Below are 14820 nucleotides of genomic sequence, written 5' to 3' on the forward strand. Positions count from 1 at the left end.
AGTAAGCCGCTCGTCGAAACTCCGTGATGGCGCTAACAATTTAGCACCGAACGAGTCGCCCGGCAAGACGCCGCACGGCTCAGCGCTTCTTAATCTCCGCGAAGTGAGCCTCGTATCGGCCGCCCCCGCCCTTCAGAAGCGTCTCGTACGGAGGCACTTCGTAGAGGCGCAAGCGGTTGTCGAGGAAGTCGCTCGACACCAGCAGCCGCCCGTCGGCGCTGATGTCGAGCGCGGTCGGCTGGTTCCCGCACACGACGGCGTCGAGCGGCCGGCCGGTGAGCGCGTCGAATACGAGGATCGAGCCCCACTCGGGCCCAGGGAGGTAGTAGGACTTCGGATTGTTCTCGCCACGGCAGCTCACGAACAGGACGCGCCCATCGGGAGACAGGACGATGGTGTTGGGTTTCTCGTCGGTGTCGACGAGCTTCTTGGTGGTCCCGGTGCGCATGTCGTGGACCCACACGCAGTCAGCTGCCATGTCCGAGATGTACAGCCGTCCCGTGCGCTCGTCGCCGACGAGGTGCCGCAGCGCCTTGCCGCCCGTGAAAGCGGCCGTCACCTTGCCGGTCGCAAGGTCGATGCGGTCGAGCTGGCCGCTGTCGAAGCCGCCGACGTAGAGGGTCGTGCCGTCGGCCGTCGCGTACATCCCGCGCGGCGTGTTCGACACGGGCACGCGCTTGACAAGCGCGCCGGTGGCGAGGTCGATGATGGAGACGTCGTCTCCCGACCAGTTGCTCGCGTACAGCGTCTTTTCGTCGGGCGAGAGCTCCACCCACTTCGTCCATGCGCTTTTCGTGTCGAAGGCGCGCAGGACGCGACGCGTCTTGACGTCGATCTCGAAGCATCGGGCGGTCTCCATCTGCGAGGTGTACGCCAGGGTGCCCACGCGGTTGAAGATGACCTCCACGGCGCCGTGCTCGCCGAGGTCGATCTCGCCTGTGCGCTTGCCCGTGCGGACATCGAAGATCTCGATGGACGGCGGGCCGTTGAGGATGCTCGTCCACACTTCGCGGCCATCAGGGGTGATCGACACGCCTTTGGGCGCGCCGGAGGTGGCGATGGTGCCGAGCCCGTGCAGCAGCTGGCCCTCGGGGTCGAGGATGCACGAGATCGCAAGCGGCTCGTCGAGGAACACGCGGCGCTCGAACGGATTCCGCCCGGTCTTCGTGAGCCGGACGGTGGTCTGGCCCGCAGGCGCTCGCACGGTGCAGGGCGTGAGCGTCTCGACGGTGCTTCCGTCGGCGCATTCGATGGTGCAGGTCGCCCCCGACGGTTCGGTGCGCACGCTCACTTCGAGGGGCAACGGGGCGAGCGTGAGGCTCAGGCGCGCGGTGCGCATGCGTTTCGCGGTGATGGCGCGCTCGACGGGCGCGAAGCCTTTGCGCGTCACGCGGACGGTGTGAGCGCCAGGCGTCACTTCGCGGGCCTCGAGCGTCCCGGTGGCCGAGATCGAGCCGTCGAGGACGATGACCGCATCCGACGGCGTGGCGCGGACGGTTATCGCGGCGGGACGCGTGAGCAGGAACGCCGCGAGTCCCGCGAGGGCCGCGAGGACGAGCACGCCTGCGAGCAAACGACCGGTGCTGCGCTTGCGGCCGTACCGTCGACGAGGCGCTGCGTCCACGCGCGGCCGCCCGGTAGGCGCCGCCCGATACGCCCCGCCGACCTTCGGCACCGCGCGGTCGATGACGAGCGGCGAGGAGCGGCTCCGCGCACGTCTCGGCCTGCGTCGTGCGTGCCGGCCGGCCATCACGGCCCCTCCGCGTGCCGTCGCCGTCGCCCGAACACCATGCGCGCGATGCCCGCGACGACGCGGGTGCGCGGAAGCAGCGTGAAGGTGCGCCCGGTGCCGCTCCACGCCGGGCCGTCCAGTATCGTGGCGGTCTTCGCAGCGACCTCGGCAAGCGACACGCCGAAAGCGTCCAGCGCTCGCGCGACGTCGTGTCTGCTGCTCTCGAGCCGCGGGCTCACGGCGATGTCCTCGTAAAAGGCGGTAGGCACCATGCCTGGGACGAGCATGTGCACGTGGATCGCTGGCGCGTCGCGGTTCTCCGCGGCGACGCTTTTGGTCACGCTCGCCACCGCCGCTTTGGTGGCGGCGTAGGCGGCGGTGTGCGGGGTCGCATCTCCGCGGAAGCCGCGGCCACCGACGTTCAGGAGCACGCCGCCGTGCTCGCGGAAGTACGGCACGAGAAGCCGACACCCGAACATCGTCCCGAGCACGTTCGTGCGAACGATCGCCTCGAGCTCGTCCGGCGACACCTCGTCCAAGTAGCGGTAGCCGGCGGAGAGCCCCGCGTTGTTCACCCACACGTCCACGCGCCCGTGGTAGTCGATGGCGTGCTCGAACAGCGCCTCGACGTCTTCGTGGCGCGACACGTCGCACGCGATCCCGGAGGCCCGCCAGCCGGAGGCCGCGAACTCGTGGACGGTGCGGCGAACGGCGTCGTCGCTCCGGGACGAAACGACGACGGTCGCGCCCCGCTCGGCGCAGCCGCTGGCGATGGAACGCCCGATGCCGCGGGTCGATCCGGTGATGACCACGACAGCGCCGGAGAGGCGGCTCATCGGCCGATCACCTCGCGGGCGAGCGCGATGGCTTCTTCGGGAGTCGAGGCGTCGAGGATGCGTCCGGCGGCTCTCAGTGCAGGCCCAGGGTCCCAGCCGACCACGATCACGGGCTTCCCGGCCTTGAGCGTGTGCGCCACTTCGGACAGCGTGCCCGCTCCGCCGGGAAGCGCGATGACGGCGTCGCTCGACAACACATTGATGACGTTGCGAGCGTCGCCCATGCCGGTGCGGATCGCGACGTCGAGGTGGCGGCTGGCCGAGGAAGCGTCCGCGTCAGGCAGCACGCCGACAACCAGCCCGCCCGCCTCTTTGGCGCCGGCAGAGCACGCGTCCATCACGCCGGAGGCCCGTCCGCCGGTGAGCAGGACGTAGCCGGCCTGCGCGATGAGGCGCCCCAGGGCCCGCGCCTGCGCCTCGCCCGCTGCATCCAGCGGGTGCCCCGAGCCCATGACGCCGATGACCGTCCGCATCGCACCACCCCCGGTGCGATGGTAGCGCAGGAGCGGCGTGCGGCGCCATCGCACGTGGGCGGCGCCGGAGCGCTACTTCAGCTCGAAGACCACGCTGATGCGTGCGGTCACGTCGAGCTGCCCCGGCTCGATCGGGACCGCCTCGGCTGCAGCGCGGTATCCGAGGTCGTAGTAGATCGGCGGCGAGGCGACGTCAGCCTCGCTCATGCTGATGACCGCACCGACCTGCTTGCCCGCCGCCTTGGCCATCGCTGTCGCTCGCCGGCGCGCGTCCTCGACCGCCTTCTCGATCGCGTCGCTCGCGGCCATGGCGTCTTCAGACAGCGTGAAGACCGGGCCGGAGATCTCGGTAGCACCGGCGTCGGTGGCGGCGGCGATCACATCGCCGAGTTTGCCGATGTCCCGCACCTTCGCGCGGACGGAGATGGACGCCGCGTACCCGGTCACGCGCGGCGGCGTGCCCCTGTCGCCCCCGGTGTACTCGGGCGATACCGAGACGTTCTGCGTCTGGATGTCTTCCGCAGGTATGCCGGCCTTCTTGAGCGCATCGGCGATCGTGGTGGCGGCTTTCGACGCGACCGACAGCGCCTCCTTGGCGTCGGTGCGCCGGGCGGTGAGCCCGAAGCTCATCTCGGCCTGGTCTGGAGATGCGTGCACGGTCCCGGTGCCGCGCGCCGTGACGGTGTCGACTCGCTGGGCCGCGCTGTCCGTGACCACCTTCGTCTGACAGCCCGCAGCTGCCAGAGCCAGCGCTGCCACGAGCGCCACAAGGGCCATTCTCAGTGCGTTCTTCATGGTTGCCCCTCTCTGACGGTATGAGCCTTCCATGCCGTCAGACGAGAAAACGGCCCCGCCGGTTCTTCGGCGGAGCCGTTCGTCGCGAGTGGCGCGGCCTGAGGGATTCGAACCCCCGACCTTGTGATTCGTAGTCACACGCTCTATCCGACTGAGCTAAGGCCGCGTGCCCGAAGGCTTAGGTATCCTGCCACCTGCGACGTCGCTTGTCAAACGCCCGGCGGCACGGGGTGATGTCAACTGGCGGAGAGTGAGGGATTCGAACCCTCGAGAGAGCTTATAGCCCTCTACTCGCTTAGCAGGCGAGCGCCTTCGACCGACTCGGCCAACTCTCCGCGAGCGCCCGAAGGCGCGCAAGCGATTATACACACAGGCGCGAGGGCGCGCACGCGGTCTGGCTCGGCGTGCCGGCGCGCTCATGGCGGGCCACCGGCGGCACTCAGGCGGACGTGGCGGAGGGGGTGGGATTCGAACCCACGGACCCTTGCGGGTCAACGGTTTTCAAGACCGTCGCAATCAACCGCTCTGCCACCCCTCCGCGTGCGGCGGCTGCCTTGAGCGCACGCAGTAGTGTAGCATCGGCAGCGTGGAAGCGGACGCAGCATACATGGCGCTTGCGCTCGAGGAGGCGAGAGCCGCAGCAGACGAGGGCGAGGTGCCGATCGGCGCCGTGGTCGTGTGCGACGGCGCTGTCATCGCGCGGGCGCACAACCGGCGCGAGACGGACGAGGACCCCACTGCGCACGCCGAGATGATCGCCATCCGGGAAGCGGCACGGCGCCTCGGCAGGTGGCGCCTGTCGGACTGCACGGTGTACGTGACGCTGGAGCCATGCCCCATGTGTGCGGGCGCGATGCACCAGTCACGCATCGATAGGCTCGTCTTCGGGGCTTTCGATCCGAAGGCCGGCGCGGTGGGGACCCTGTACGACCTTTCGAGCGACGAGCGGCTCAACCACCGTTTCTCGGTGACGAGCGGCGTGCTTTCAGACGAGTGCGCAGCCTTGCTTCGGCAGTTTTTTGAACGTCTTCGGCAAGAACGCGGCGACGAGCGGTAGAATCATCCGCACACGGTGACGATAGCCACACGCTGAATGGTGCGAAGTGCCGATAATCGGTATACCATCGGCACCACCGACCGAAGGAAGGGGACGACGTGAAGGCTGCGAAGGTGCTCGCCCTTGCTCTCGCAGGCGTTGCAGTGCCCGCACCTGCCTACGCCGCAGGTCTCGGCGTGGAGCAAGCGATCGCGACCGGCGCGGGCGTCCTGGCCCTCATCGCCGCGGCCGGCCTGCTCGTGGAGATGCTCTCGCTTCGGAAGCTCGCCTCAGGTGCCGCCATCGCGGACAACATCACCTACGCGGTGCTCGCAACGATGTGCCTCGCGGCGTCTGTCCTCGCCGGGTGGGTGGCGCGCTTCCTTCCTGCCGGCGTGACGGCCGACCAGGCTCGGCTCGGCTCCGACCTGCTCGTTCTCGCGTCGTTCGTGCTGTTCGGCATCTACTTCTTCCGCGTGAGGCAGGCGATGTCTCGCTTTCTAGGCCGCCTCGCCGAGCAGGAGCAAGAGCTCGTCGGAGCGCTCGATCCAAAGCGGGCCGAGGAGGTCCTGCGGGAGGGCGACGGTGGCTAACGTGCTCGCAGAGCGCATCGAGGAAGTCTTGCGACCGGTGGTCGGCACGGTCCTCGCCTCGGTGTCGGTCGAGCTCGAGTCCAAGCGCATCGGCAAGACGCCGGACACGATCACGCGCCTCGACCTCCCGGACATCGCGGACAACCTCGCGCAGCAGTTGCGGCTGGTGGTCGGGCCCGAGCTCGCGCAGGCCGCGGCCAAGCGCGTCCGGGAGCTCGCGTAAGGCCGCGTTGCCCGCCGCGGGCGTCGCCGCTATACTCGCGTGTGCGCTTGCGAGCGCGTCCGGAGAGCTGACCGAGTGGTTGAAGGTGCACGACTGGAAATCGTGTGTACGGCGTTGAGCCGTACCCAGGGTTCGAATCCCTGGCTCTCCGCCAGATGACTCCCGGCCCTACGAGGGCCGTCTTACGGTTGCCGGCCTGCCGTGTCGAGCGGTTGCGCCGGCAACGTCAGCGTGAAGGTCGAGCCGCGGCCGACCTCGCTCGCCAGTTCGAGCGTGCCGCCCAAGGCTTCTGCGAGCCGCTTCGAGATCGTCAGGCCGAGACCGGCGCCCGGGATCGCCCGCCGGTCTTCGGGGCCCGTTCCCTGCACGAACTCGAGGAAGATGCGTCGCGCGTCTTCGGGCGAGATGCCTGGACCCGTGTCGCTCACCGCGAACGCAACGCGGTCGTCCTCTCGTGAGACCGTCACGGTCACCGATCCCGTTTCGGTGAACTTGACGGCGTTCGCAACAAGGTTCGTGAGGATCTCGCGCGCTCGCAGCGGGTCGGTGCGAAGGGGGACGGGCTCATCGGGCAGCTCCGTTCGCACCGCGAGCCCTTTCGCGTCCGCCTCAGGGCGGAGCGATTCGACGACGGAGGTCGCGAGGTCTCGGGCGTCAAGGTCGTCGAACGAGAGGTCGAGCCGGCCGGCTTCGATGCGCGCCAAATCGAGCGTCTGGTTCACGAGTTCGAGGAGATGTCGTCCGGCGTCCCGGATCATCCCGACCTGCTTGGCCTGCTCTTCTGTGAGCGGACCTGCAAGCCCGCTCGCAAGCAGGTCTGCGAATCCGATGACGGAGTTGAGCGGCGTACGCAGCTCGTGGCTCATCGCCCGCAGGAATGCAGACTTGGACTGGCTTGCGGCGTCGATCTCAGCAAGCGCTCGCATCAGCTCCTCGTTGGTCTGCTCGAGCTCCTCGTTCGCTGCTTGCAGCTCTTCTGTCCGCTCGTCGACCATCCGTTCGAGCGTAGCGTTCAGAGCACGCAGCTCCTCGATGCGCTGGTGCCGCTCCTCCTCGTCGAGCATGAGCCGTGCGACGAGCATCAGGCCGACGGGATACACGGTGAGCACAGGGATCGCGATGCGGGGCGCGATCTCCAGACCTCTTCCTGATGGAAGGAACACCACCTGGCATGCGAGCATGCCTGCGTGGATGGCGATGCCGAGCGCGAGCAGCTCCCACCAGAACAGATGCCCGGCTTGCCGCCTGTGGTAGAAGAGCGCCACGCCGAGCACCGCAGACTCGACGATGGTGGCGACGCCGGCCCACGTGCCCGCACCGCCAAGATGCATGCGGTACGCTGCCGCTATCGACGCTGCCACGGCGGCCGTTCCGGGTCCCCCGAAGAGCCCGGCGATCCCGAGGACGATCGAGCGGCCGTCGTAGATGATGCCCTCGGCCGCTCTGAACGGCGTCATCATCCCTAAGACGGCGGTCGCGCCGAACAGCGTGCCGAGAAGCAGCGCGCGTCGTCGGGAACCTGGCTCGAAACGACGCGTCACGGCCTGCGTGGCCACCGTGAGCGCCACGAGGATGGCGATGTTCTGGACGAGCGAGAGGACCACGCGCGTCAGCCTCATCAGGGAGTCGTGTTCTTCCTGTCGCTACCAGGTTATCGGCTTTGCGAGCAGACCCTTTACCGCTGGTCGATCGGCACGTACTCCCGAATCGGGGACACGGACTTGTACGCGGGCCGGATGATCTTGCTGTTCGCAAGCTCCTCGATGCGGTGCGCGCACCAGCCGGTGACGCGCGAGACGGCGAACAGCGGCGTGTACAGCTCTACGGGTATGCCGAGCATCTCGTACACGAAGCCGGAGTAGAAGTCCACGTTCGCGCAGACGCCCCGAGCAGCGTTGCGCTTGGCAGTGATGATCAGCGGTGCGATCTGCTCGACCTTCGCGTGCAGGACGAACTCGTCAGTGCGGCCCTTCTCTATCGCTAGGCGTTCTGCGAAGACTTTGAGCACCTCTGCGCGCGGATCCGAGACCGAGTACACGGGGTGGCCCACGCCGTACACGAGGCCGGCTCTGTCAAACGCCTGCTTCTCCAGGAGGCGGTGCAGGTAGTCCGCGATCGCGTCGTCGTCGTTCCAGTCCTTCACCTCGCGCTTCATGTCCTCGAACATCTGGACGACCTTTATGTTCGCGCCACCGTGGCGCGGACCTTTGAGCGAGCCGAGCGATGCCGCGATCGACGAGTACGTGTCAGTGCCGGTGGATGAGACGACATGTGTGGTGAACGACGAGTTGTTGCCGCCACCATGCTCCGCGTGCAGCACGAGCGTCATGTCAAGCACGAGGGCTTCGAGCTCCGTGAAGCTCGAATCGGGTCGTAGCATGTGCAAGAAGTTCTCAGCAGTCGACAGCTCGGGCAACGGCTGGTGGATGACGAGGCTCTTGCCGTGGAACTCGTGGAGATAGGCCTGGTAGGCGTATACGGCGAGCATGGGGAACTTGGCGATGAGGTGCAGGCTCTGTCTCAGCACGTTGCGCGTCGAGATGTCGTCGGCCTGCTTGTCGAGGGTGTACAGCGCGAGCACGGCGCGCGCGAGCGCGTTCATCGTGTCGCGGCTCGGCATGCTCAGGATCACGTTGTGGATGAAGGTCCGCGGCAGCTTGCGGAAGCGCGAAAGGAGGTCCTCGAACTCAGCAAGCTGGTCGCGGCGCGGCAGGTCGCCGAACAGCAAGAGGTAGGTCGTCTCCTCGAAGCCGTGCTGGCCGCTCTCGACGAAGCCGTTCACAAGGTCGCGGATCTCGATGCCGCGGTAGTAGAGCTTGCCAGGGGCCGGCACAAGGTGATCATCCTCCGTCGCGGTGCCCACGACGTCGCCGATCTGCGTGAGACCCGCCAGGATGCCGCGGCCGTTGTGGTCACGCAAGCCGCGCTTCACGTCGTACTCGGGGTACAGCCGGGGATCGACCTGCGCGTGCGATTCCGCAAGCGCGCTCCACGTATCGAGCAGGTCGTCGGTAATCGCTCCGTTGTTCAGGGCGTCATCCCTGGGCGTCGCGTTCGTGTCAGACAGGGGAGTCTCCTTTCGTCGGAGGCGAAAAGTGCGTGCGCCTTCGGTCGGAGAGGCATCAACTCAGAATAGGATACCCGAAACGAGAGACCGGTCGCAGCAGGCTTTGCCGTGCGCGTGCGGGCTGGCTATACTAGCGCCTGCGTCGTAAGCCGCTCCACGCGGCAGCCGCCATCGCGGAGAGGTGGCAGAGTGGTTGAATGCGGCGGTCTCGAAAACCGTTAGTCCGGTTACCCCGGGCTCGAGGGTTCGAATCCCTCCCTCTCCGCCAGTCAGGCCTCTCGGCCCGCATCGCAGAGATCTGCATCCGCGACGCCTCTGACGATCGCCCTGCATGAACCCCGGGGCTCTCCGCTGAACCGAGCGAAGGCCGCAGCACGGCCGACGCGCGATGGGTAATGGGTATCTCCCAGGCAAGACCACCCGGCGAAAGGAGCCCGCGAATGGCTGTGCGCGTCGTGACCGATTCCGCAAGCGGGATAGGTGCGTCGGATCTCGAACGGCTTTCCATCAGCACCGTTCCGCTGCACGTGATCGTCGGCGATCGCGTTCTCACCGAATCCGAGCTTCAGGCCCCAGACTTCTTCGAGAGCGTCGCCTCTCTCACGCGTTTGCCGCGCACGTCGCAGCCCTCGCCTGAGAAGTTCGCGGAGACCTTTCGGTCGCTCATCGCGAAGGGGCACGAGGTGTTGGCCGTGCTCATCTCGGCCGGTCTGAGCGGAACGCTCCGATCGGCAGAGATGGCAGCCGAGGTGGTGCGCTCCGAATCGCCGGACGCACGCATCGCGATAGTCGACAGCAAGTCCAACAGCATGGAAGAGGGGTTCGCAGTGCTGGCCGCTGCCGAGGCCGCAGCAAAGGGAGCCGATCTCGATTCGTGCGCTGATGCCGCCGTCGAGACGACGCGGCGCACGCGGTTCCTGTTCACGCCGCGAACGCTCGAGCACCTGCGCAGGGGCGGGCGCATCTCGGGTGCAGCGGGCCTGCTCGCCGTGGCGCTGAAGATCGCCCCGATCCTCACGGCCGAGAACGGCCTCACGAGCGTTGCGGGTGTCGCACGCAGCGGGAAGGGCGCGTGGCGCAAGATCTCCTCGCTGATGCAGGCAGACGTGGAGAAGTTCGGATTCCGCAGGGCCGCCGTGCAGTACTTCGCAGACAAAGTGGAAGGCATGCGCTTCATGACCGAGGTCGTGCAGCCTATTCTCGGTCGCGCTGTCCCGCTCGTGCCGATACCGGCGGCCGTCGGCGTTCACGTCGGGCCTGCGGTGGGGGTCGCGTACGAGACCGAGCAGCCCATGCGGTAGACGGCGCTCGCGCCACGCCGCCGGTGCCCTCTCGTGCGATGGCGGCCGTCGGCGCGCCTAGTTCGAGGAACCCGCTGCGTCGTGTGCCGCCGTCCCCAGCTGCGTGCTGCGAAGCAGCGCCCACGTGGCGAGGGCGCCGAGCAGGTACAGCGCTGCGGTGAAGTAGTACCCGACGGTAAGCGACACAGCGGCGAGCCGGCCGCCAGCGACGCTGCCCGCGAACCACGAGACGCTCCACGCGACGTTGATCCATCCGAGCATCAGCGGCTTGTCCTGCGAGGGGACGCCGTCGACCGCGACTTGGTTGAACACCGGCCACGCCATGTTCATGAGCGCGGCACGCACCCACATCGCGACGGCGATCACCGCGAGCGAGCGGGCGAGCGGGATCGTGAGCATGAACGGCAGCGAGGCGACCTGGGTGATGACGATCGCTCCGATGGGGCCGAAGCGCCGCACGAGCAGCGGTGTGGCAAGCGTGGAGATCGCCATCACGACGGACGCGGCGCCCTGGATGACGCCGATGGCTGCCACGCTCGCACCAGCGTGCGTGCGCAAGAACAGCGGCACGAACGGCATGACGAGCCCTGCGCCGAACGAGATGATGCCTTGCGGAAGCGCCATGCCGAGCAACCGGCGCCACGAGCGGAACGAACGCACCGTGGCCGCGTAGCGGCGCCACGCCCGCCCGCCCGTGCGGCGGTTCTCGCGGATGCCGATCAGGGGAACCGCTGAGGCCAGCATGACAAGCCCTGCCGCCGCCACCGACCAGCGCAGAGCCTCGGTCTCCGGGAGCCACACCCCGAGCACCGTCGGCAACAGCCCGCCCGCGACCGCTCCGAGAAAGGAGGCGGTGACGCGCAGCGCGAAGTCGGCGGTGAACAGCATGGTCAGCCGCGAGCCGGCCGGCGCGTTCTCGGAGAGGAAGGCCGCTCCCACCGAGCGGATCACGCCATCGCCGAGCCCGTACGCGAGCCCGAGCGCGACGATCGCCGCCGGGCCGACGGGAAGCGCTTGTCCGAGGCGGGACAGCCCGAACGCGACGCTTGCGCCGAGCAGGAGCCACCGGTAGCCGACGATCTGCACGAGCGGCGGCAGCAGCAGGCAGACGGCGCCGGACGCGAGCGCCAAGGCGCCCTCGACGTCGCCGACGACAGACGACGGCAGCCCCCGGGCCCGCACGTACAGCGCGAAGAGCGTACCGAGGAGCCCGATACCGACGTTCTGGAGCGCCACCGCGAGAAGGTAGCGCTTCGCGTTCGGAGGGGCTTCGCGAAGCGTGCGGGCGTACGCGCGCGCGCCTCTGCCGATCAGCGTGCGAGGTCGTTGCAACACGTGCTCTCCAGTCGGTCGTCCGTGCGTGCGGGGCGGAGGCATCTGGTCACACAAATCGGAGTCATGGGCGCTCCATCCGGCACAGGAACGTTATCTGTCGTCCAAGGGGCCGGTCTGCGGCGCGCTTCTCCATGCCTGCAAGAGTCGCTCGTAGACGAGTTCCGCTGCCTCGATCTCTGCAATAGGGCATGACTCGTCGACGACGTGGGCGCTGTCGGGGTCACCTGGGCCGAAGAAGAGTGTTTCCGGGGCGCGCAGGCTCGAAGACAGAATCGACGCATCAGTGAAGTAGGTGAGCGGTTGGCGCACGCTTACCGTCCCGATCACTTCACGAACGGCCGATACGAGCATCGAGTACAGTGGACCCCCGGGGGCTGTGTAGACGGGCGGAAGAGTATCCATGATTTCGACCGCGACGGCTTTGCCAGCGATGCGAGCGATCTGATCACGCAACGCTGAAGGTTCTATGCCCGGAACGAAGCGCACGTCGATCTCAGCCTTGGCTACATCAGGCACAAGGTTGATTTGTGTTCCCCCGATGAAAGTGCCGACATTCACTGTGACGTCGCCCATGTCCGGATGCGTCCCCGGCAAGCCGCAGTCTTCTAGCCTTGTCACGGCTCGAGCCAACGCGGTTATCGCATTCTGGCCAAGATCCGGGCGCGAGCCGTGCGCTGAGCGTCCATGCGCTGTAGCGCGAATCCAGAGCACTCCTTTGTGGCCGCATGCAAGCGATAACCCTGTTGGCTCCGCCACGAGCATCGGGCCTCCCATGGAGAGTCGTTGTGTCTTCGCGACATGCTTGGCCCCAACGCATCCGGTCTCCTCGCCGGCAGTCAGAATCAGCAGCACGCCCCGTTCCTCATCCCAAGCCGCTGCCGAACGTGCGAGCGCGATCACGAGGGCCGCCACGCCGCTCTTCATGTCCGCTGTTCCTCTGCCGTACAGAGCGCCGCTCGCTTCTTTGCCAGACCAGGGGTCCATTCTCCAGGTGCGCGGGTCGGCGGGCACGGTGTCGAGATGGCCCACGAGGACCAGAGGACTTCGCGTCGTGTCGCCCACGGAAGCCAAGAGATTTGCGCGGCCAGGCGATAGAGGCGAGAGCTGCACACGGGCGCCTGCCCGTTCAAGCACGTCGCCACATAGCTCAGCAGCAGCTAGCTCTGCCCCGTGGCTGGTGTCTATGCATACCAGTTCTTGGGCCAGCCGGACTGCGTCAATCATGCTTCACCCGGGTCGATTCTCTGATGACGAGTCGAGGGGCGACGGCGACTCGTTGCGCGGGAATGTGTCTGTCCTCTATGCGGGCGTCCAAGAGACTGAGAGCCTGATTCGCAATCGTCTCGTGAGGTTGCCGTACGGTTGTGAGCGGAGGATTCGACAAAGCGGCAAAGCGGATATCATCGAATCCCGTAACCATCACCTCGTCAGGGACGCTAACATCCACGCGGTGGAACTCGCCGAGGAGCCCAACCGCTATCTCATCGTTGCCGCAGATGATCGCATCAGGCAGCCTTCGCTCTTCGAGGAGGCGCTTCGCGGCTTGCTTGCCCCAATCGGCAGAGAAAGCGCCGAGCAACGGTGGCGGACAGCACGAGACTCCAGTCCGTGCGAGGGCAGACTCGAATCCGGACAGGCGGTGCTTTGCTGTCGAGCTGTCCGGTATCGCGCTGACTAACGTGATCCTCTTGGCGCCAAGTGATACGACGTGTTCGACGGCGAGCGAGATTCCAAGCTCGTTGTCTATGCCGACCCAATCCAAGGAAACGCCTTCCGCATAGCAGTCAACCTGAACCACTGGGATGCGCAAGGCGGTCTCAGCGAGCGTTGCCGCGCTCTTCTTCATAGAGACAGGAATGACGATCAGCCCGTCGACTTGGCGCTCAAGAAGAGTCGTCGCCCTCTGCCGCTCGGTGTTTGGGTCGCGCTGGGCATCGCACAGCAACAAGCTGCGTCCAGTCTGGTTGAGTGCGCGTTCGACAGATTCGACAAGGGACGGGAAGAAGGGATTCTCTATTTCGGGGACGATCATGCCCACCGTAGCTGTTCTGCCGTGCCGGAGGGCGCGGGCGAGAGCATTGTGACGGTAGCCCAGATCCTGTGCCGCCTTGCGCACTCTATCTGCCAACTCAGGTGACACGCGTTGTGCTCCAGAGAGCACGCGAGAAGCCGTTGCGACCGATACCCCGGCTTGCTTCGCTACGTCCTTTATGGTTGTCGCCATGACCGGTCCGTTCCATGTGGCTAGATGCAGACAGTATAAATCAGTCTAGACCACGCATACCCGTGTTCCGAGAACGTTTACACGCCAGAGAGTCCCAATTACCCATATGGATCGACGCTTGACGACGTAAGCGGGGCAGCGTAGATTGAAGACTGCGTGTAATCGTTTACCGCGCAGGACGAGGGAAGGGGTACTCAATGAACCACAGGAGAATGCGAGTCTTGGCGGTCGTGGTCGTCCTGGCCATGACCGCGGTCTTGCTTCCGGGCTGCGGAAGCAAGAGTGGTGGCACGGGCGAGGAGACGCAGACGGCGGGAGGCGCCAAGCCGATCAAGGTCGGTTTGGTGCAAATCAATCAGCAGGCGATCTTCTTCAACCAGATGAACGAGGGCGCGCAGGAGGCGGCGAAAGAGGCCGGAGTCGACCTGACAATCTACAACGCCAACGACGATCCTGCCAAACAGAACGAAGCCATCGCCAACTTCGTGACGCAAGGGTTCGACGCGGTGATCATCGTTGCCATCGACGTTGAAGGGGTCAAGCCGGCTTTGCGCGATGCTGCTGCCGCAGGGGTCAAGGTGGTCGCCGTCGATGCGGTGGTCGAAGACGAGTCTGTATCGTGCCAGGTCGGCGTAGACAACAAGGCGGCAGGAGAGAAAATCGGGCAGTTCGTAGTCGACTACATGAAGCAAAACAACATCACCGACAAGAAGATCGGCGTCATCGGAGCGCTGAACTCCTACATCCAGAACCTACGTCTCGATGGATTCAAGATGGTCGTGGAGGCGGACGGCGCGACGATCACGCAGGTGGTCGACGGCCAGAACCGGCAAGAAGTGGCGATGTCTGCCGCCGAGAACCTGTTCACTGCTCAGCCGAACACCAAGATCTTCTACGCGACGGGCGAGCCTGCCATGGTCGGCGCGGTGGCCGCGGCTCGGTCCCAGAATCGCACCGGCGATGTGAAGCTGTTCGGTTGGGATCTCACGTCCGAGGTGATCAAAGGTATAGACGATGGATTTGTGATCGGCGTCGTGCAGCAGGATCCGAAGACTGAAGGCTACGAGGCCGTCATGGCATGCAAGAAACTGGTCGAGGGTCAGTCCGTGCCATCGTTCATCGACGTGCCCGTCACGATCGTCACCAAGGACAACGTCGATACGTTCCGCCCGATCTTCAAGTAACACGCGAAGCCGGTTTCTGAG

The 14820-nt window shown here is 66.3% G+C and carries 14 protein-coding genes and 5 tRNA genes; 7 read left to right on the forward strand and 12 right to left on the reverse strand.

The window, feature by feature from the left end:
* Positions 1–79: 79 nt before the first annotated feature.
* The 7 genes from MX659_RS01480 to MX659_RS01510 all read right to left on the reverse strand — a co-directional run bounded on the left by MX659_RS01480 (position 80) and on the right by MX659_RS01510 (position 4374).
* Positions 80–1750, reverse strand: coding sequence for a PEGA domain-containing protein (locus tag MX659_RS01480; RefSeq protein ID WP_267191717.1), 1671 nt, complete (start codon positions 1748–1750; stop codon positions 80–82).
* On the reverse strand, positions 1750–2568 hold the full coding sequence (locus MX659_RS01485; RefSeq protein WP_267191718.1) for an SDR family NAD(P)-dependent oxidoreductase: 819 nt from the start codon (positions 2566–2568) through the stop codon (positions 1750–1752). Before MX659_RS01485 ends, MX659_RS01480 begins: the two co-directional genes overlap by 1 nt.
* Positions 2565–3041 carry a TIGR00725 family protein gene (locus tag MX659_RS01490; protein WP_267191719.1) on the reverse strand — a complete coding sequence of 159 codons (477 nt, stop codon included), beginning with the start codon at positions 3039–3041 and terminating at the stop codon, positions 2565–2567. The genes MX659_RS01485 and MX659_RS01490 overlap by 4 nt, the downstream gene beginning before the upstream one ends.
* A gap of 72 nt (positions 3042–3113) precedes the next feature.
* Positions 3114–3836: an SIMPL domain-containing protein gene (locus MX659_RS01495; RefSeq protein WP_267191720.1), complete on the reverse strand. Its 723-nt coding sequence runs from the start codon at positions 3834–3836 to the stop codon at positions 3114–3116.
* Between the two features lie 89 nt (positions 3837–3925).
* Positions 3926–4002, reverse strand: a tRNA-Arg gene (locus MX659_RS01500).
* A 75-nt stretch (positions 4003–4077) separates the two neighbouring features.
* A tRNA-Ser gene (locus MX659_RS01505) sits at positions 4078–4171 on the reverse strand.
* A 115-nt stretch (positions 4172–4286) separates the two neighbouring features.
* Positions 4287–4374, reverse strand: a tRNA-Ser gene (locus MX659_RS01510).
* Between the two features lie 48 nt (positions 4375–4422).
* Here MX659_RS01510 and tadA point away from each other — a divergent pair.
* From tadA to MX659_RS01530, 4 genes are all read left to right on the forward strand, one after another.
* On the forward strand, positions 4423–4893 hold the full coding sequence (gene tadA / locus MX659_RS01515; protein WP_323745445.1) for a tRNA adenosine(34) deaminase TadA: 471 nt from the start codon (positions 4423–4425) through the stop codon (positions 4891–4893).
* 98 nt (positions 4894–4991) lie between these two features.
* Positions 4992–5465, forward strand: a complete 474-nt coding sequence (locus MX659_RS01520; protein ID WP_267191721.1) for a hypothetical protein — start codon at positions 4992–4994, stop codon at positions 5463–5465.
* Positions 5458–5688 (forward strand): hypothetical protein, encoded by a 231-nt coding sequence (locus tag MX659_RS01525; RefSeq protein ID WP_267191722.1) that lies wholly within the window; start codon positions 5458–5460, stop codon positions 5686–5688. The genes MX659_RS01520 and MX659_RS01525 overlap by 8 nt, the downstream gene beginning before the upstream one ends.
* Before the next feature lie 61 nt (positions 5689–5749).
* Positions 5750–5842 (forward strand) — tRNA-Ser (locus MX659_RS01530).
* A gap of 28 nt (positions 5843–5870) precedes the next feature.
* Here MX659_RS01530 and MX659_RS01535 read toward each other — a convergent pair.
* Together MX659_RS01535 and MX659_RS01540 are read right to left on the reverse strand one after the other, a co-directional pair.
* Positions 5871–7307, reverse strand: a complete 1437-nt coding sequence (locus MX659_RS01535) for a sensor histidine kinase (protein WP_267191723.1) — start codon at positions 7305–7307, stop codon at positions 5871–5873.
* A 56-nt stretch (positions 7308–7363) separates the two neighbouring features.
* Entirely contained in the window at positions 7364–8704 is a 1341-nt protein-coding gene (locus tag MX659_RS01540; protein WP_267192483.1) for a citrate/2-methylcitrate synthase, read from the reverse strand.
* A gap of 226 nt (positions 8705–8930) precedes the next feature.
* Between MX659_RS01540 and MX659_RS01545 the strand changes: the two genes are divergently transcribed.
* Positions 8931–9023, forward strand: a tRNA-Ser gene (locus MX659_RS01545).
* Between the two features lie 172 nt (positions 9024–9195).
* Positions 9196–10056, forward strand: a complete 861-nt coding sequence (locus tag MX659_RS01550; protein WP_267191724.1) for a DegV family protein — start codon at positions 9196–9198, stop codon at positions 10054–10056.
* A 57-nt stretch (positions 10057–10113) separates the two neighbouring features.
* On the opposite strand, the gene MX659_RS01555 is transcribed toward MX659_RS01550, so the two are convergent.
* From MX659_RS01555 to MX659_RS01565, 3 genes are all read right to left on the reverse strand, one after another.
* Positions 10114–11391: an MFS transporter gene (locus MX659_RS01555; RefSeq protein WP_267191725.1), complete on the reverse strand. Its 1278-nt coding sequence runs from the start codon at positions 11389–11391 to the stop codon at positions 10114–10116.
* A gap of 90 nt (positions 11392–11481) precedes the next feature.
* Positions 11482–12615, reverse strand: a complete 1134-nt coding sequence (locus tag MX659_RS01560; RefSeq protein WP_267191726.1) for a M20 family metallopeptidase — start codon at positions 12613–12615, stop codon at positions 11482–11484.
* A complete protein-coding gene (locus MX659_RS01565; protein WP_267191727.1) occupies positions 12608–13615 on the reverse strand; it encodes a LacI family DNA-binding transcriptional regulator in 1008 nt (335 codons plus the stop codon). Before MX659_RS01565 ends, MX659_RS01560 begins: the two co-directional genes overlap by 8 nt.
* 212 nt (positions 13616–13827) lie before the next feature.
* Between MX659_RS01565 and MX659_RS01570 the strand changes: the two genes are divergently transcribed.
* Positions 13828–14799 carry a substrate-binding domain-containing protein gene (locus tag MX659_RS01570; protein ID WP_267191728.1) on the forward strand — a complete coding sequence of 324 codons (972 nt, stop codon included), beginning with the start codon at positions 13828–13830 and terminating at the stop codon, positions 14797–14799.
* The last annotated feature ends 21 nt before the right edge of the window (positions 14800–14820 follow it).

It is taken from the genome of Parvivirga hydrogeniphila (genome assembly GCF_023371205.1).
Classification (GTDB): domain Bacteria; phylum Actinomycetota; class Coriobacteriia; order Anaerosomatales; family Anaerosomataceae; genus Parvivirga; species Parvivirga hydrogeniphila.